The organism is Nocardioides sp. CPCC 205120 (assembly GCF_048654585.1).
Lineage (GTDB): Bacteria > Actinomycetota > Actinomycetes > Propionibacteriales > Nocardioidaceae > Nocardioides.
In genome coordinates, this window is record NZ_JBMCYY010000002.1 from 393,198 (window position 1) to 410,387 (window position 17,190).

17 protein-coding genes are annotated in these 17,190 nt (G+C 75.4%); 8 read left to right on the forward strand and 9 right to left on the reverse strand.

Translation table 11 applies throughout. The features are described from left to right. The first annotated feature begins 3 nt into the window (after positions 1–3). Positions 4–1,086, forward strand: a complete 1,083-nt coding sequence (locus ACOACO_RS12900) for a VOC family protein (protein ID WP_420296673.1) — start codon at positions 4–6, stop codon at positions 1,084–1,086. Positions 1,087–1,182: 96 nt separating this feature from the next. Here the strand turns inward: ACOACO_RS12900 and ACOACO_RS12905 are convergent, their stop codons facing one another. Together ACOACO_RS12905 and dapA are read right to left on the reverse strand one after the other, a co-directional pair. Next, entirely contained in the window at positions 1,183–2,874 is a 1,692-nt protein-coding gene (locus tag ACOACO_RS12905) for a ribonuclease J (RefSeq protein WP_420296674.1), read from the reverse strand. An 8-nt stretch (positions 2,875–2,882) separates the two neighbouring features. Continuing rightward, positions 2,883–3,785, reverse strand: a complete 903-nt coding sequence (dapA, locus tag ACOACO_RS12910; RefSeq protein ID WP_420296675.1) for a 4-hydroxy-tetrahydrodipicolinate synthase — start codon at positions 3,783–3,785, stop codon at positions 2,883–2,885. 79 nt (positions 3,786–3,864) lie between these two features. On the opposite strand from dapA, the gene ACOACO_RS12915 reads away from it, so the two are divergent. After that, the gene (locus tag ACOACO_RS12915; protein WP_420296676.1) at positions 3,865–4,386 is read left to right on the forward strand and encodes a DUF6985 domain-containing protein; all 522 of its coding nucleotides are present in this window, start codon (positions 3,865–3,867) and stop codon (positions 4,384–4,386) included. A gap of 4 nt (positions 4,387–4,390) precedes the next feature. Here ACOACO_RS12915 and ACOACO_RS12920 read toward each other — a convergent pair whose 3' ends face one another. After that, a complete protein-coding gene (locus ACOACO_RS12920) occupies positions 4,391–5,314 on the reverse strand; it encodes an LLM class F420-dependent oxidoreductase (RefSeq protein WP_420296677.1) in 924 nt (307 codons plus the stop codon). A 40-nt stretch (positions 5,315–5,354) separates the two neighbouring features. On the opposite strand from ACOACO_RS12920, the gene ACOACO_RS12925 reads away from it, so the two are divergent. Next, entirely contained in the window at positions 5,355–6,209 is an 855-nt protein-coding gene (locus tag ACOACO_RS12925; protein WP_420296678.1) for a YwqG family protein, read from the forward strand. A 24-nt stretch (positions 6,210–6,233) separates the two neighbouring features. Here ACOACO_RS12925 and ACOACO_RS12930 read toward each other — a convergent pair whose 3' ends face one another. From ACOACO_RS12930 to ACOACO_RS12940, 3 genes are all read right to left on the reverse strand, one after another. After that, on the reverse strand, positions 6,234–6,728 hold the full coding sequence (locus tag ACOACO_RS12930) for a dihydrofolate reductase (protein ID WP_420296679.1): 495 nt from the start codon (positions 6,726–6,728) through the stop codon (positions 6,234–6,236). Next, the gene (locus ACOACO_RS12935) at positions 6,725–7,537 is read right to left on the reverse strand and encodes a thymidylate synthase (RefSeq protein WP_420296680.1); all 813 of its coding nucleotides are present in this window, start codon (positions 7,535–7,537) and stop codon (positions 6,725–6,727) included. The genes ACOACO_RS12930 and ACOACO_RS12935 overlap by 4 nt, the downstream gene beginning before the upstream one ends. Positions 7,538–7,615: 78 nt before the next feature. Then, positions 7,616–7,873, reverse strand: a complete 258-nt coding sequence (locus ACOACO_RS12940; protein ID WP_420296681.1) for a hypothetical protein — start codon at positions 7,871–7,873, stop codon at positions 7,616–7,618. Positions 7,874–7,923: 50 nt separating this feature from the next. On the opposite strand from ACOACO_RS12940, the gene ACOACO_RS12945 reads away from it, so the two are divergent. Further along, positions 7,924–9,300: a bifunctional adenosylcobinamide kinase/adenosylcobinamide-phosphate guanylyltransferase gene (locus ACOACO_RS12945; RefSeq protein ID WP_420296682.1), complete on the forward strand. Its 1,377-nt coding sequence runs from the start codon at positions 7,924–7,926 to the stop codon at positions 9,298–9,300. Beyond that, positions 9,297–10,103: an adenosylcobinamide-GDP ribazoletransferase gene (locus ACOACO_RS12950; protein ID WP_420296683.1), complete on the forward strand. Its 807-nt coding sequence runs from the start codon at positions 9,297–9,299 to the stop codon at positions 10,101–10,103. Before ACOACO_RS12945 ends, ACOACO_RS12950 begins: the two co-directional genes overlap by 4 nt. Positions 10,104–10,109: 6 nt before the next feature. Here ACOACO_RS12950 and gcvT read toward each other — a convergent pair whose 3' ends face one another. Beyond that, positions 10,110–11,231 carry a glycine cleavage system aminomethyltransferase GcvT gene (gene gcvT / locus ACOACO_RS12955; protein WP_420296684.1) on the reverse strand — a complete coding sequence of 374 codons (1,122 nt, stop codon included), beginning with the start codon at positions 11,229–11,231 and terminating at the stop codon, positions 10,110–10,112. Between the two features lie 77 nt (positions 11,232–11,308). Between gcvT and ACOACO_RS12960 the strand changes: the two genes are divergently transcribed. After that, on the forward strand, positions 11,309–12,868 hold the full coding sequence (locus ACOACO_RS12960) for a leucyl aminopeptidase (protein WP_420296685.1): 1,560 nt from the start codon (positions 11,309–11,311) through the stop codon (positions 12,866–12,868). Between the two features lies 1 nt (position 12,869). On the opposite strand, the gene ACOACO_RS12965 is transcribed toward ACOACO_RS12960, so the two are convergent. Continuing rightward, on the reverse strand, positions 12,870–13,232 hold the full coding sequence (locus tag ACOACO_RS12965; RefSeq protein ID WP_420296686.1) for a hypothetical protein: 363 nt from the start codon (positions 13,230–13,232) through the stop codon (positions 12,870–12,872). A 456-nt stretch (positions 13,233–13,688) separates the two neighbouring features. Here ACOACO_RS12965 and sucB point away from each other — a divergent pair, with 456 nt between their 5' ends. Together sucB and ACOACO_RS12975 are read left to right on the forward strand one after the other, a co-directional pair. Continuing rightward, the gene (gene sucB, locus ACOACO_RS12970) at positions 13,689–15,509 is read left to right on the forward strand and encodes a 2-oxoglutarate dehydrogenase, E2 component, dihydrolipoamide succinyltransferase (RefSeq protein ID WP_420296687.1); all 1,821 of its coding nucleotides are present in this window, start codon (positions 13,689–13,691) and stop codon (positions 15,507–15,509) included. Positions 15,510–15,612: 103 nt separating this feature from the next. After that, the gene (locus ACOACO_RS12975; protein ID WP_420296688.1) at positions 15,613–16,518 is read left to right on the forward strand and encodes a TIGR01777 family oxidoreductase; all 906 of its coding nucleotides are present in this window, start codon (positions 15,613–15,615) and stop codon (positions 16,516–16,518) included. 26 nt (positions 16,519–16,544) lie between these two features. Here ACOACO_RS12975 and ACOACO_RS12980 read toward each other — a convergent pair whose 3' ends face one another. Then, positions 16,545–17,171: a hypothetical protein gene (locus ACOACO_RS12980; protein WP_420296689.1), complete on the reverse strand. Its 627-nt coding sequence runs from the start codon at positions 17,169–17,171 to the stop codon at positions 16,545–16,547. Between the last annotated feature and the right edge of the window lie 19 nt (positions 17,172–17,190).

The window sequence follows — 17,190 nt, forward strand, 5'->3', positions numbered from 1 at the left end:
CGCATGAGCATCCCCGTCGCCCTCGACGACCTCGCCGCGGCGATCACGGCGCCCGGCACCGGTGAGCGCCCCTACCTGCTGACCGCGGGCGACACCCACCCCAAGGCGGTGCACGTCGCCCCCGCGCTCGCCGCCGACGGCACGCTCCTGCTCCCCTCCCCCGGCGGCGGGTCCCTGCGCAACGCCGCGGTCCGACCGGGCGTGACGCTCGTGTGGCCGCCGTCGGCCGCTCCCGGCTTCTCGCTCGTCGTGGACGGCACCGCCCGGGCGGTCGGCGACGACCTCGTGGTCGAGCCGGTCTCCGCCGTGCTCCACAAGCCCGTCGTCACCGACGAGGCGAGCGCCACCCACCCGTTCTGGGTCAGCGCGTTCCTCGACGTCGCCCCCGCCCACTGGAGCCGGGTGCCGGCGTTCTGGGCCGCGGTGAGCGGGTCGACCCTGTCGACCCCCCGCGGTGACGCCGACGAGTTCACGACGCTCGTGCCGCCCGGCGGCCATGACCACCTCCGCGCCCAGCGCGTCGCCACCGGCCCCGACGACGCCCCCACGCGACTGCACCTCGACCTGCACGTCCCCGACCCCGGGCGGGCCGCGCGGCGGGCCGCCGAGATCGGCGCCCGCGTCGTGCACCGCAGCGAGCACGGGTACGTCGTGCTCGAGTCCCCGGGCGGGTTCCCGTTCTGCCTCGTCGCGCACCCGGCCGCGCTGCGCACCCCGCCCGTCACCTGGCCCGGCGGCGGGCGGTCGCTCGTCGACCAGGTGTGCCTCGACGCCCCGGCCGCGCTCCACGACGCCGAGGTGGCGTTCTGGTCGGGGCTGACCGGGTGGCGGCCGCGGACGAGCGACGTGCCGGGCTTCACCGCGCTCCACCGGCCCGCCGGGCAGCCCGTGCGCCTCCTGGTCCAGGCCGTCGGCGACGACCGGCCCCGCGTCACCGCCCACCTCGACGTCGCCTGCGACGACCGCGAGGCGGAGGTCGCGCGCCACGTCGCCCTCGGGGCCGAGGTCCGCGACCGGCAGCAGTGGTGGACGGTGCTCGCCGACCCGAGCGGCGCGCCGTACTGCGTCGTGGACCGCACCCCCTGAGGGCTGGGAGGTGCGCCCGGCCGGCCCCGGACGCACCGACGCCCGGCCCCCTGGGGGAGCCGGGCGCCGGTGCGCGTCGTACGAGGGTGTCGGGCCTCAGGCCTCGACGACCACCGGGACGATCATCGGACGGCGGCGCAGCTGGTTGCCGACCCACCGGCCGAGCACGCGACGCATGGTCTGCTGCAGCTGGTAGGTGTCGGTCGTGCCGTCGGCCATCGCCTGCTCGACGGCGGCCAGCAGCGGGCCGCGGACCTTGTCGAACTTCGACGCCTCCTCGGCGAACCCGCGGGCGTGGATCTCGGGCCCGCTCAGCACCTTCCCGGTCACCGTGTCGACGACGACGATGACGGAGACGAAGCCCTCCTCGCCCAGGATGCGGCGGTCCTTCAGCGACGACTCCGAGATCCCGCCGACGGTCGAGCCGTCGACGAACACGTAGCCGCACTCGACCTTGCCCGAGATCGAGGCGACGCCGTCGACGAGGTCGACCACGACGCCGTCCTCGGCGAGCAGCACGCGGTCGTGGGGCACGCCGGTCGCCCGCGCGAGGTCGCCGTTGGCCCGCATGTGCCGCACCTCGCCGTGCACGGGCAGCACGTTGCGGGGCTTCACGATGTTGTAGCAGTAGAGGAGCTCGCCGGCGCTCGCGTGGCCGGACACGTGCACCATCGCGTTGCCCTTGTGCACGACGTTCGCGCCGAGGCGCGAGAGGCCGTTGATGACGCGGTAGACCGCGTTCTCGTTGCCCGGGATGAGCGAGCTGGCCAGGATGACCGTGTCGTTCTCCTCCAGGTGCACGAAGCTGTGGCTGCGCTGCGCGATGCGGCTCAGCGCCGACAGGGGCTCGCCCTGGGAGCCGGTGGAGATGAGCACCTGCTGGTGGGGCGGCAGCTTGCCGAGCTCCTTGGCGTCCACGATCAGCCCCGGCGGCACCGTCAGGTAGCCGAGCTCGCGGGCGATGCCCATGTTGCGCACCATCGAGCGGCCCACCCAGGCGACCTTGCGGCCGTGCTTCACGGCGGCGTCGAGCACCTGCTGCACGCGGTGCACGTGGGAGGCGAAGCAGGCCACGATGACGCGCTGGCTGCTGTTGTAGAACGCCCGGTCCAGCGACGGGGTGATGTCCTTCTCGTGGGTGGTGAACCCCGGGACCTCGGCGTTGGTCGAGTCCGTCAGGAAGAGGTCCACGCCCTCCTCCCCCAGCCGCGCGAACGCGTTGAGGTCGGTGATGCGCCCGTCGAGCGGCAGCTGGTCCATCTTGAAGTCGCCGGTGTGGAGCACCAGGCCCGCGCCCGTGCGGATCGCGACGGCGAGCGCGTCGGGGATGGAGTGGTTGACGGCCACGAACTCGAGCTCGAACGGCCCGAAGGAGATGACGTCGCCCGCGGCCACGACGTGGTGGACCGTGTTCTTCAGCCGGTGCTCGCGGAACTTGCTCTCCAGCAGCGCCAGCGTCAGCCGCGAGCCGACGAGCGGGATGTCGCCGCGCTCGCGCAGCAGGTACGGCGTGGCGCCGATGTGGTCCTCGTGGCCGTGCGTGAGCACGAGCGCCTCGATGGCGTCGAGGCGGTCCCGGATGGCGGCGAAGTCCGGGAGGATCAGGTCGACGCCGGGGTGGTGGTCCTCGGGGAAGAGGACGCCGCAGTCGACGACGAGCAGACGGCCGTCGTACTCGAAGACCGTCATGTTGCGGCCGACCTCGCCGAGGCCGCCCAGCGGGATGACCCTCAGGCCACCCTTCGGCAGCGTCGGAGGAGCGGTCAGCTCGGGGTGGGGGTGGGACAAGCGATCTCCTAGGGGATGAGCCCCGACGCCTCGAGGCCGGCCCGCAGGGCGGCGACCTCCGCGTCGTCGAGGGGAACGAGCGGGCTGCGCACGTTCCGGTTGGGGAGGACGCCGAGCAGCTGCAGCGCTGCCTTGGCGGTGGTGGCTCCGTAGTTGGGGACGCCCATCATGGCGTCGAACGCGGGGAGCAGCCGCGTGAAGACCTGGTGCGCGCCGAGCGCGTCGCCGCCGAGGTGGGCGTCGACCATGGCGCGGAGCTCGTTGCCGGCCGCGTGGCCGCACACGGAGACGACGCCGACCGCGCCGTACGCGAGCCAGCCGAGGTTGAGCGCGTCGTCGCCGGAGTAGACGGCGAAGCCGAGCTGGGAGATGCGGTGGCCCCGAACGAGGTCGCCGACCGCGTCCTTGACCGCGACGAACTCCTCCCACGAGGCCATCTCCTCGTAGGAGGCCATCGCGATCTGCGAGCCGGTGCGCCCGGGGATGTCGTAGAGCATGACGGGCAGCTCGGCGGCGTCCGCGACCTGGCGGAAGTGGTGGAGGATGCCGCGCTGGGCGGGCTTGCTGTAGTACGGCGTCACGAGCAGCACGCCGTCGGCGCCGTTCGCGCGGGCCTGGCGGGCGAGCTCGACGGAGGTGCGGGTGTCGTTGGTGCCGACGCCCGCCACGAGCACGACGTCGGGGCCCACGGCGTCGCGCACGGCCGCGAGGATCTCGCCGTCCTCCGCCTGCGTCGTGGTGGGCGACTCCCCCGTCGTGCCGGAGACGACCAGACCGTCGTTGCCGTTGGCCACCAGGTGCCGCGCGATCGCCTGCGTGCCGTCGAGGTCGAGCGACCCGTCGGCGTGGAAGGCGGTCGCCATGGCGGTGAGGACGCGGCCGAGGGGCGCGGCGGGAACGGCGGTGGTCACGAGGGACAGGCTAGCGCTGTCCGGCTCCCCGCTCGTACGCCGCACCGCAGCGCCCGGCGGCACGGGCATGATCGTGCCCATGACGCAGATCGCGGGACTCGGCTCCTTCCACCTGGACGACGGCGGCACCGGATGGCTCGTCGGCGACGAGACCCACGCCGTACCGGGCCTCGGCGTGTCGGGCCGGTTCGTGCTCGACGACCCGGGGGCCGACCTCGACGTGGCCGGCGCGGTCATGCGGCGGTTCCTCGGTCTGCCCGCCGGCGTCCGTGACCGCCTGACGCCGTTCCTGTGGGCGTACTACCGCGACACCGTCGAGATGAACGGCCTCGCGGTCGAGCTGGCCGGCGCGGACCAGGTCTGGTCGCAGGTGCGGGTCGGCGACGAGTTCCTCGTCGGCCAGGACGGGGACACCTGGTACGTCGACATCGAGTCGGGCTGCGACTGGGAGCCGGAGCACGGCCTCCAGCTGGTGTTCCGCGACGGCGACACGCTGGTCAAGGTCGGACAGTACGACGGCCACCGGGGCCACCTCGGCACCGACGAGGTGTACCCCGGTGCCGGGCACGCGGACGGCAGGTCCGCGGGCCCGGCGTCGTGACGGCTCAGACCTGCGGGAGCACCTCGGCGGCGATGAGCCGCAGGTGGTCGAGGTCGGAGAGGTCCAGCACCTGGAGGTAGGCGCGCTGCGCGCCGGCCTCGCCGTACGCGCGGAGCTTCTCGACGACCTCCTCGGGGGTGCCGGCCAGGCCGTTGACCCGCAGCTCGGCCTTCTCGCGGCCGATGGCCGCCGCCCGGCGGTCGATCTCGGCCTCGGTCTCGCCCACGCAGACCACGAGCGCGTTCGACCAGGTCATCGTCGCGGGGTCGCGCTCGACGGCCTCGCAGGCGCGGGTGACGCGGGCGAACTGCGCGCGGGTGGTGTCCAGGTCGACGAAGGGCAGGTTGAACTCGTCGGCGTGGCGGGCCGCCAGGGCGGGCGTCCGCTTCTTGCCGAGACCGCCGACGAGGAGCGGGACGCGGTCCTGCACGGGCTTGGGCAGGGCCGGCGAGTCGGTCAGGCGGTAGTGCTCCCCGACGTACGAGAACAGCTCGCCGGTCGGCGTCCCCCACAGCCCGGTGACGACGTCGAGCTGCTCGGCGTAGCGGTCGAAGCGCTCGCCGGTGTCGGGGAACGGGATGCCGTACGCCGTGTGCTCGGCCTCGAACCAGCCCGCGCCGATCCCGAGCTCGACGCGGCCGCCCGACATCTGGTCGACCTGTGCGACCTGGATGGCCAGCACGCCGGGGTGGCGGAAGGTCGCGGACGTCATCAGGGTGCCGAGGCGGATCGTGCTGGTGTCGCGGGCCAGGCCGGCCAGCGTCGTCCAGGCGTCGGTCGGGCCGGGCAGGCCGTCGCCGCCCATCGTCAGGTAGTGGTCGGAGCGGAAGAAGGCGCCGAAGCCCAGCCGCTCGGCCTCCAGCGCGACGGCGAGGAGGTCGTCGTACGTCGCCCCCATCTGGGGCTCGGTGAAGATGCGCAGGTCCATGCGCACAAGAGTGTCAGACCCCCGGCGTACGTTGCCCGGCATGAGCGACCCCTGGAGCCATCCCCCGGCCGACGGCGCGGAGCTGGCCGAGCGGCTCGCCGCCGTCGGCCTCGCCGGTCGCACCGACGTCCTGGCGGCGCTCGCGCGGCCCTCGGCCCGCCTGCACACGCTGGACGGGGCGAGCGACCGCGACGGCGGCAGCCGGCTCGGCGGCGAGCCCGACCTGCGCGCTGACGACGAGTGGCCCCGCGACCACCGGGGGCGCCCGCTCAGCTTCCTCCTGCAGGTCGACCTCGCGGAGGTCCACGCCGCTCTCGGGCCGAACGACCTGCCGGACGCGGGACTCCTGTCGTTCTTCTACGACGCCGCCGGTCAACCGTGGGGGTTCGACGACGACGACCCGCGGCAGTGGCGTGTGCTGCACCTCCCGGCGGGCGTTCCGCTGGCCCGGCGGGCGCTGCCCGACGACCACCACCCCGAGAACCGCTTCACCCCGTGCCCGGTGCTCGTGGCCGCGGAGCCGGTGTTCGCGGACGTCGGCGACTTCGAGGTCACCGACGTGCTCGGCACCGACGACGCCGCGCTGGAGGCCTACGAGACGGCCGTGCCGCCGCGCCAGGACTTCGCGCACCGACTGCTCGGTCGCCCGGAGACGATCCAGAACGACCTCCGGTTCGACGCGGCGATCGCCGCGGCCGTGGCGGCGGGCGACCCCGCCGGCGAGCCCAGCGAGCAGACGGCGGGCCGCTGGCGCCTGCTCGCGCAGGTGGACAGCGACGAGGAGCGCACCCAGATGTTGTGGGGCGACTCCGGGCGCCTCTACTTCGTGATGACCGAGGAGGACCTCCGGGCGCGGGCCTGGGAGCGGGTGCGCGTCGTGCTCCAGTGCTGCTGAGCGGCGCCCGGGTCCCGGAGCGGATCAGGCGCGGCGGCGCACGACGACCGTGAAGCCCTCGTGCTCGTCGCGCTCGACGACCGGCCAGTCGGCCTCGTCGAACGCGGGGTACGTCGTGTCGCCCGCCGGCTCGAGCGGGATCTCGGTCAGCACCTGCTCGTCGACGAGCCGCGGCACGGCCAGCGCGGCGGCGTACACCTGGGCCCCGCCGGCGACGACGACGTCACCGGTCGCCCCCTCGGCGAGGGCGAGCGCGCCCGCGAGGTCGTGCGCGACGAGCACCCCGGGCGAGGTCCAGGCGGGGTCGCGGGTGAGGACGACCGTCGTGCGGCCGGGCAGCGGGCGGCCGATGGAGGCGTAGGTGGCACGCCCCATCAGCAGCACCGAGCCCAGCGTGCGGCGCTTGAACTCGGCCTGCTCCCCCGGCACCTTCCAGGGGATGTCGAGGCCGTCGCCGATGACGCCGTTGCGGGCGACGGCGGCGACGCAGCGGACGGTGCGGCCCGAGGGGGTGGTCATACGGCGATCGGGGCCTTGATGCCCGGGTGGGGGTCGTAGCCCTTGACCTCGACGTGGTGCAGGTCGAACGCGTCGATCTCGGTGACCGCGGGGTCGAGCCACAGCGTCGGCAGCGGCCGCGGCTCGCGGGTGAGCTGCAGGCGGGCCTGGTCGAGGTGGTTGAGGTAGAGGTGGGCGTCGCCGAGGGTGTGCACGAAGTCGCCGACCTCGAGGCCCGCGACCTGCGCGACCATGTGGGTCAGCAGCGCGTACGACGCGATGTTGAACGGCACGCCGAGGAAGACGTCGGCGGAGCGCTGGTAGAGCTGGCACGACAGGCGCCCGGGGCCGCCGTCGACACCGGGCGCGACGTAGAACTGGAAGAGCGTGTGGCACGGCATCAGGGCCATCTGGTCGACCTCGGCCACGTTCCAGGCGCTCACGACGTGGCGGCGGGAGTCGGGGTCGGCGCGGAGCTGGTCGATGATCTTCGCGATCTGGTCGACGCTGCCACCGTCCGGCGTGGGCCACGAGCGCCACTGCGCGCCGTACACCGGCCCGAGGTCGCCGTTCTCGTCGGCCCACTCGTCCCAGATGGTGACGCCGCGCTCCTGCAGCCAGCGCACGTTCGTGTCGCCGCGCAGGAACCACAGCAGCTCGGCGAAGACCGAGCGCGTGTGCACCTTCTTCGTGGTCACGAGGGGGAAGCCCTGGGAGAGGTCGAACCGCATCTGGTGGCCGAAGACGCTGAGCGTCCCGGTGCCTGTGCGGTCGCCCTTCTCGACACCTTCGTCGAGGATCCGGCGGACGAGGTCGAGGTAGGCCTGCACGCGCCCGAGACTACTCCGGGCGGGCGGTGGCCGCGGGCACGCCGGTGGGGGTGCGGCGGCCGCGCCGCGTCCCGGACGTCAGGGGTGCAGCGACATCGGGCCGTAGACCCGCCGCTCGCCCTCGAACAGCACCACGGCGTCGACGCCCTGCTCGGCGAGCGCGGGGAACTCCTCCCCCACCCACGACTCGGCGTCCGCCTGGGCGGCGAAGCGCTGGTCGGCGAGGGGGCCGGTCACGCTCACCTCGTCGCCCGCAGCGTTCTCGAGGCGCCACCACCACGGCAGCTCCTCGGCGCTGGGCTGGCGGAACGTCGGCGGCACGTCGGGGAGGTTCACCTGGCCGACCCTAGCGAGCCACCACCGCCCGCGTGACCCACAATGCCCGGGTGAGTCTCCGTCTGCTCGGCACCGGGGCGGCCGACGGCTGGCCGCAGGCCTTCTGCCGCTGCGCCTCCTGCGCCACCGAGCGCGGGGAGGGGCGCGTGCGCTCCCAGACCGCGGCCCTCCTCGACGGCACCGTGCTCCTCGACTGCGGCCCGACCACCCCGGAGACGGCGGTGCGCGCGGGCGTCGACCTCTCCCACGTGCGGGTCCTGCTCGTCACCCACCAGCACTCCGACCACCTCAGCCCCGCCGCCCTGCTCCACCGCGGCTGGGTCACCGACGCCCCCCTGGTCGTCGCCGGGCCCGCCGACGCCATCGAGGCGGCCCGCGCCTGGCTGGCGCCCGAGGCCGCGGTCACCTGGCTGGTGGTGGTGCCCGGCGACCACCACGAGCTCCACGGGTACGACGTGCGCGTGCTCGCCGCGAACCACCGCACCGGCCTCGGCGCCCCCGGAGCGACCGAGGCCGTGCTGTACGACGTCACCAGCCCCACCGGCTTCCGCGTCCTCCACGCCACCGACACCGGGCCCCTGCCCGAGCAGACCGTCGCGGCGGCGGAGGGCGCGGCGTACGACGTCGTGCTGCTGGAGGAGACCTTCGGCGACCGCGACGACCTGGCCGGGGAGCAGCACCTCTCGCTCGCCGGGTTCGCCGACCAGGTGCGCCGACTGCGTGCCGTCGGGGCCGTCACCGACGCCACCGACGTGGTCGCCGTCCACCTCTCCCACCACAACCCGCCCACCCGGGAGCTGGCGCGGCGACTCGCCGCCCACGGCGCGCGCGTCGTCGACGACGGCACCGAGCTCGCGGCGCACGCGGGCGTCCCCCTCCCCGGCGGGCGCACCCTCGTGCTCGGGGGCGCGCGCTCGGGCAAGTCCGCCGAGGCCGAGCGGCTGCTGCTGGCCGCCCTCGCCGTGGAGTACGTCGCGACCTCCGGCCGGCGCGACGGCGACGCCGAGTGGGCGGCCCGGGTGGCGACCCACGTGGAGCGGCGCCCGGCCCACTGGACGACGACCGAGACCCTCGACCTCGTCGCCCTCCTCGCCGACCAGCGTCCCGACGCCCCCGCGCTCCTCGTCGACTGCCTGACCCTCTGGCTCACCGGCGTCGTCGACCGCCACCAGGCGTGGGAGCCCGGCGCACCCGGTCACGCCGCCGCCTGGGCCCGGGTCGAGGCCGACGTCGACGCGCTGCTCGCCGCCTGGCGGACCACGACGCGCCGGGTGGTCGCGGTCAGCAACGAGGTCGGTCAGGGCGTCGTGCCGGCCACCGCCTCGGGGCGCCTGTTCCGCGACGCGATGGGTCGGCTCAACGCCGCCGTCGCCGCCGAGACCGAGGACGTTCGCTGGTGCGTCGCCGGCCGGGTGGTCGGGCTGTGAGCACCCTCCTCGACGCCGGGCGCCTCGCGTTCGGCACGCTCTCGGTGCTGCCGGTGCGCCCGCCCCGGCGGGTCGACGGGCCGGTGGGCGGCGCGGCCATGCTGCTCGCGCCGGTGGTCGGCGTCGTGCTCGCGGCGCTCGTCGCCGTGCCGGCCGGCCTGCTGGTGGGCGCGCTGGACCGGCCGCCCCTGCTCGTGGCCGTGCTAGCGGTCGGGGCCCTGGCGCTCCTCACCCGCGGGATGCACGCCGACGGCCTGGCCGACGTGGCCGACGGGCTCGGATCGGGCCGCACGGGCGAGGACGCCCTGGCCGTCATGAAGCGCTCCGACATCGGGCCCTTCGGCGTCGTGACCCTGCTCGTCGCCCTGCTCGCCCAGGTCGTCGCCACCGCGGTGCTCCTGGGCGCCGATGCGCAGCTCGGCGCCGCGGCCCTCGGTCTCGCCGTCGTCCTGGGGCGCACGACGCTGCCGTGGCTGTGCACCCCGGCGTACCCCGCCGCCCGCCCGGGCGGCCTCGGTGCCCTGGTCGCCGGACGGGTGGAGCGCCCGGCCGCCGCCCTCGTGGTGCTCCTCGTCGCCGCCGGGCTCGGCGCCGGCGCCTGGTTCCTCACCGACGGCGACGCCGACCGCACCCGCTGGCTCGTCGCCGCGGCCCTGGGCTTCCTCGTCGGCCAGGGGTGCGCGAGCGAGGTCGCCGCCCGCTGCCTGCGCCGCTTCGGCGGCGTCACCGGTGACGTGTACGGCGCGGCCGTCGAGACCGCGGTCACGGCCACCCTCGTCGTCACCGCCCTCGTCGCCGCCTGACGCGCGTCAGCGCACGGAGCTGGGCACGAACGGCGGGCGCACCACCGTGAACGCCTCGCTGCGCCCGCGCACGTCGACCACCACCTCGTCTCCCTCGGCGACCGCGGGGTCGAGCAGGGCGAGGGCGATGCCGGTGCGCAGGCTCGGGCTGAAGGTGCCCGAGGTGACGGTGCCGACCTCGGCGCCCGCCGCTCCCAGCACCCGCATGCCCGGGCGCGGGATGCCCCGCCGCACGGCCCGCAGCCCGCGCAGCACGCGGGTGGGCCCGGCCTCCTTCTCCGCCAGCAACGCGTCGCGCCCCCAGAACGCGGGCTTGCTCCAGCCCACGGCCCAGCCCAGCCGGGCCTGCAGCGGGCTGATCGTCGGGGACACGTCCTGGCCGTGGAGCGGGTAGCCCATCTCGGTGCGCAGCGTGTCGCGGGCCCCGAGCCCGGCGGCGACGGCGCCGTGCGGCTCCCCCGCCGCGAGCAGCCGGTCCCACACCTCGAGCGCGACCCCGACCGGGGCCACGACCTCGTAGCCGCGCTCGCCGGTGTAGCCGGTGCGGCACACCACGACGCTCGTGCCGGCGAACGGCACCTCGACGAAGGACATGTAGTCGTGGCCGGCGGCGAGCCCCGCGCCCGTCATCACGGCGTCGGAGGCGGGCCCCTGCACGGCGACGACCGCGTGGTCCCGGTGCTCGTCGCGCACCTCCACGCCGGCGGGTGCGGCGGCCGCGAGCCGCCGTACGACCTCGGCGGTGTTCGCCGCGTTGGGCACGAGCAGCACGTCGTCGTCGGCGCGCAGGTAGACGATGAGGTCGTCCACCACGCCGCCGTCCTCGGCGCAGCACAGCGTGTACTGCGCCTGCCCCGGCGCGATCCGCGACAGCGCGTTCGTCAGGGTCGCGTCGACGAACGCCGCCGCACCCGGCCCCCGCACCGTCGCCTTGCCCAGGTGCGAGACGTCGAAGACCCCCACGGCCCCGCGCACCGCGGCGTGCTCGGCTGCGGTCCCCGTCGCGTACTCCAGCGGCATCGCCCACCCGCCGAACTCCCCGAGCTTCGCGCCCAGCGCGACGTGCCGCTCGTGCAGCGGTGAGGTGAGGAGCGGGGTGCCGGCGGTCTCGACGTCATCGGGGGCCATGGCCCGAAGTGTGCCAGCGCACACCGACGGGGTGGGAGGGCCCGGACGCGGGGCCGGCGCGGGCTAGCATCGCCCGGGTGACGTCGTACACCCTGAGCAAGGCCAGCCCCGCCAAGAGCCGCTCCGACGCCGTCGTCGTCGGCGTCGTGCGCACCGACCAGGGCCCGCGCCTGGCCGCCGGGGCGGAGGACGTCACCGCCGCCTACGGCCGGCGGCTCCGGCCGTTGCTCACCGCCCTCGGCGTCACCGGCGACCCGGGCGAGACCCACGTGGTGCCGACCACGGACGCGGTCACCACCCCGCTGCTCGTGCTCGTCGGCCTCGGCGACGCCGCGGCGGAGACCGACCCCGCCGTCGTACGACGCGCCGCGGGCGCCGCGGCCCGCGCGGCCACCAACGCCGCCAGCGTCGCCCTCGCCCTGCCCGCGACCACGCCGGAGCTCGTCACCGCCGTCGTCGAGGGCCACGCCCTCGGCGGCTACCGCTTCACGACGTACCGCAAGACCACCCGCAGCGACGACACCCGCGCCAACGAGGTGGTCGTGCTCACCGACGGGCCCCGCCGCGCCGAGCTGCAGCAGGCCTGCGAGGAGGCCCAGGTCGTGGCGCGTGCCGTGGCCGCGACCCGCGACTGGGTCAACACGCCCCCCGTCGACCTCACCCCGCCGCTGTTCGCCGACGCCGTCGCGGCGGCCCACCAGGCCGCGACGAAGGGCCGCGGCGCGCCGCGGATCGACATCACCGTGCACGACGAGGCCGCCCTCGCCGAGCTCGGCTGCGGCGGCATCCTCGGGGTCGGGGCCGGCTCCAGCGCGCCCCCGCGCCTCGTCGAGCTGACCTACGAGCCGGCCGAGCCGGTCGCGCACCTCGCCCTCGTCGGCAAGGGCATCACCTTCGACTCCGGCGGGCTCTCGCTGAAGCCGGGCGGCTCCATGACGACGATGAAGTGCGACATGGCCGGCGCCGCCGCCGTCGTGCAGGCGACGCTGGCGATCGCCGAGCTGGGCCTGCCGGTGCGGGTCTCCGCGTTCGCCCCGATGGCCGAGAACATGGTGTCCGGCTCGGCGACCCGGCCCGGCGACGTCCTGCGGCTCTACGGCGGCACGACGGTGGAGGTCTCCAACACCGACGCCGAGGGCCGCCTCGTGCTGGCCGACGCCCTGGCCCGCGCGGTCGAGCTCGAGCCCGACGTCGTGCTCGACGTCGCCACCCTCACCGGCGCGATGGTCGTGGCCCTCGGTGACCGCGTCAGCGGCGTCATGGGCACCGAGGAGACCGTCGCCGACGTCGTCGCCTCCGCCACCGCCGCCGGCGAGGCCATGTGGCCGATGCCGCTGCCCGACGAGATGCGCGAGCGCGTGCGCAGCAGCAAGGTCGCGGACCTCGCCCAGCACGACTGGGTGCGCTGGGGCGGCGGGCTCTTCGCCGGCGCGTTCCTGCGCGAGTTCACCGCCGACGTACCGTGGGCCCACCTCGACATCGCCGGGCCCGCGTTCCACTCCGGCGGCCCGACCGGCCACCTGACGGCGGGCGGAACGGGGGCCGCCGTACCGACCCTCGTCGCCTACGCCCGCCACCTCGCCGCGACGCGCGGGAGCGAATCCGCGGACGCGGCGCCGGACCCGGCCGAGCGGTGACCTACAGCTCGCCCTGCAGCTTGCGGCGGCGGTTGTAGTCACGCATCCGCTGGGGCACCCCGACGACCGCGGCGTCGTACGACGGCACGCGGTGCTTGTTCGCGAACGCGTGCGCCCACTTGACCGAGGGCACGCGCCGTCGCGTCCACTCCCCGTCGTGCGCCACCAGCAGCAGCGTCACGTCGCTCACGGCGGTGCGGGGCTCGACGAAGCCCTCGACGCCGCGGCGCGAGGTCACGAACTGCAGCAGGTGCTGGGCGTCGGCGCCGTCGGAGGCGCGGACGGTGGTGGACCCGGTGCGCGCGGTGTCCCGTCCGGGACGGCTGCGGCGCGGACGGTCACGGAAGCGGTCGAACAGGCCCATGGGCGACATTCTGCCGTCCGCCCTCGGCGCCGTGGAGGCGGTTCCCGCAACGCGCCCGCACGGGCCGGGGAGGACTGGACCGGTCGGCGCCGCGCGGCCCCCGGTGGAGCCGCGCGGCCCCGCGGGCGACTGGTTGCCTCGGTGCCCCCGCAGGGGGCTGCCCGGGGGCTACCCGGGAGTAGGTCGACACGGGCGGCATCCGCCTGGGTGCGGCCACGGGCTTAGTGCAAGGATGGTCCACCGACAGCACGTGATCCGGATGCGTGGAGGCGACCCGTGAGGGACTTCGACACACCCGCCCCCGTCGTGGGGCGACCAGGGCCCGGCCGTGCTTCCGTCCTGCGCTCCGGGGCCCCACCCCGTCCCCGGGACGCGCACCCCTGACCTTGGTACGCCGACCGGCGACCACCGACACCGCCCACCGATCAGATCGACGATCAGAGGAATAGGAAGCACATGGCGACCGAAGTAACCCTGCCGGCCCTCGGCGAGTCCGTCACCGAAGGCACCGTGACCCGCTGGCTCAAGCAGGTGGGCGACACCATCGCGGTCGACGAGCCGCTGCTCGAGGTCTCCACCGACAAGGTCGACACCGAGATCCCCTCCCCCGTCGCCGGCACGCTGCTGGAGATCAAGGCCGACGAGGACGACACGGTCGAGGTCGGCGCGGTGCTGGCGATCGTGGGCGACGACGACGAGGGCAGCGGCGACTCCGGCTCGACCGACGACGCCGCCACGCCCGAGGCGCAGCCCAAGGACGAGGAGCAGGCCGAGAAGAAGGCCGAGCAGGAGGAGGAGATCGTCGAGGAGAAGGGCGAGCTGCCCGCCGGCGACGAGACCCCCGAGGCCGAGAAGTCCGAGAGCCCGGCCGCGTCCGGTGGTTCCGGCGGCGGCTCCGGCGAGGGCACGCCCGTGACCCTGCCCGCGCTGGGCGAGTCGGTCACCGAGGGCACCGTGACCCGCTGGCTCAAGCAGGTCGGTGACGAGGTCGCCGTCGACGAGCCGCTCCTCGAGGTCTCCACCGACAAGGTCGACACCGAGATCCCCTCCCCCGTCGCCGGCACGCTGCTGGAGATCAAGGCCGACGAGGACGAGACCGTCGAGGTCGGCGCCGAGCTCGCGATCATCGGCTCCGGCTCCCCCGCGCCGTCTGCGAAGTCCGAGCCCGCCCCCGAGCCCGAGCCCGAGGCCACCCCGGAGCCGGAGCCCGAGCCGGAGCCGAAGGCGCCCGAGGAGCCCGCCGCCCCGGCCGCCGCCGAGCCGGCGAAGCCCGCCGCGTCGGCGAGCACCCCCGCGCCCGAGCAGCCCGCCCCGGCCGCGTCGTCGTCGTCCTCGTCGTCCGAGGAGACCTCGACGTACGTGACGCCGCTCGTGCGCAAGCTCGCCGCCCAGCACGACGTGGACCTGTCGACCGTCACGGGCAGCGGCGTCGGTGGCCGCATCCGCAAGCAGGACGTGCTCGACGCCGCCGCGAAGGCGAAGGAGGCCGCCTCGGCCCCCGCCGCCGCCGCGCCGGCCGCCCAGCCCGCCGCCGCGTCCGCCCCCTCCGCGCCGTCGACGACCCCGTCGCCGCTGCGGGGCACGACGGAGAAGATGTCGCGCCTGCGCAAGGTCATCGCCTCGCGCATGGTCGACTCGCTCCAGGGCTCGGCGCAGCTGACGCAGGTCGTCGAGGTCGACGTCACCCGGATCGCCCGACTGCGCGACAGCGTCAAGGCCGACTTCCTCGCCCGCGAGGGCGTGAAGCTCAGCTACCTGCCGTTCTTCGCCAAGGCGGCGGTCGACGCGCTCAAGCAGCACCCCTCGCTGAACGCGTCGATCGAGGGCGACGAGGTCACCTACCACGACCGCGAGAACCTCTCGTTCGCCGTCGACACGGAGAAGGGCCTCATCACCCCCGTCGTGAAGGACGCCGGCGACCTGTCGATCTCGGGCCTGGCCAAGAAGATCGCGGACGTCGCGCAGCGCACCCGCACCAACAAGATCGGCCCCGACGACCTGTCGGGCGGCACCTTCACGATCACGAACCTCGGCAGCGTCGGCGCCCTGTGGGACACGCCGATCATCAACGCCCCGCAGGTCGCGATCCTCGGCCCGGGTGCCGTCGTCAAGCGTCCGGTCGTCATCGACGACCCGAACCTCGGCGAGACGATCGCAGTGCGCCACATGGTGTACCTGGCGCTGACCTACGACCACCGCCTGGTCGACGGCGCCGACGCCGGCCGCTTCCTGCAGGACGTGAAGCAGCGGCTCGAGGCCGGTCAGTTCGAGGTCTGAGCACCAGCGGTCCGCGGCCCCGTGCCGCGGACCGGAACGGCCCGTAGACGGCCCCGCCCTACTGTGGGCGGGGCCGTCCCCGTTCCGGCCCTCGGAGGTCCCCATGCACGTCGTCGTCGCCGGCTCGTCCGGGTTCCTGGGCCAGGCCCTCGTCCGTGCGCTGCGCGGCCGCGGGCACGACGTGACCCGGCTGGTACGGCGGGACTCGACCTCCGCGGACACCTCGCGGTGGGACCCCTACGCGGGCGTCGTCGACGCCGGCCTCGTCGGCGCGGCCGACGTCGTCGTCAACCTGGCCGGCTCCCCGACCATGGGCAACCCGCACTCGGGGAAGTGGGCCACGGAGCTGCGCCGCAGCCGCATCACGACGACCGCGCTGCTGGCCCGCACCATCGCCGCGGCCGACCGTCCGCCGGCGTTCCTGGCCGGCAACGGCATCTCCTACTACGGCGACCACCGCGACGCCGGCGACCCGGTCCTCACCGAGTCCGCCGACTCCCGCGGCGACGCCCTGCTGACCACCGTGACCCGCGAGTGGCAGGCCGCCACGACCCCCGCGGCCGAGGCCGGCGCCCGGGTCGCCGTGCTGCGCACCGCTCCCGTGCTCGACCGGGCCAGCGCGCCGCTGAACCTGCTGCTCCCCCTCTTCCGCCTGGGCGGCGCGGCGAGGCTCGGGGACGGGCGGCAGTACTTCCCGGTCATCTCGCTGCGCGACTGGGTCGACGGCGTCGTCTTCGTCGCCGAGCACGACGTCACAGGCCCCGTGAACCTCTGCTGCCCCGACGTGCCGACCAACGCGGAGTTCACCCGGGCGCTCGCCGACCTCGTGCACCGCCCGGCGTTCCTCAAGGTGCCCTCCCCGCTCATCCGCGCCGGCGCCGGCCGGATGGCGCCCGAGGTCCTGGGCTCCGTGCGGGCCCGTCCCGCAGCACTGCTCGACGCTGGCTACGCGTTCCACGACGAGGACGTCCGCGACGTCCTCGCCACCGCACTCGCACCCTCCGCCTGAGGGCCTCGGGCCAGGGCCCGACCCCGTCAGGGCGGCGCGGCGGCCGAGCCGGCCAGCAGCCAGTCGCCCCCGTGACGCTCGAAGCGCAGCACCCGGCGCGCCTCGGCGCGTGCCGGGAGGTGCGCCACCACCACCTCGCCCCGGGCGACGGCCGCCCGCGGCATCCGGTCGCGCACGGCGACGACGAGGGTGGCGGGGCGGTCCGTCGTACCGGCGTGGGCGGTGACCACGTCGACCCCCACGAGCTGGAAGCCGAGGCCGACCACGCGCAGGCCACGGGCGTCGTACGCCGCGAGCAGCGCCAGGTCCGCGGCAGCCAGCGCGTCCCCGCGCGGGCCGGGCGCGAACAGCGCCCGCAGGGCCGCCGCGTCACCGTCGGCGAGGGCGGTGGAGCGCCGCTCGTCCCAGCCGCGCACCAATGCGACCGCGACCGGCACGGCCGGCGCGGCGGGCCGGGCCGCGCCGGACGCCCCGGAGGGGCCCGTGACGTCGGCGACCACCCACGCGACCACGACGAGCGGCGCGAGCAGGGTCGCGACGGCCGCCGCCAGCAGCGCGCGGGGCACCCCCGTGGCCCCGTCCGCCGCCCGGACGCGCCGGTGCCGCGCAGCGCCGGCGCCCACCCGCGTCGCTCCCGACCGTCTCGTGCCCACCCGACCACTGTGCCGCGGA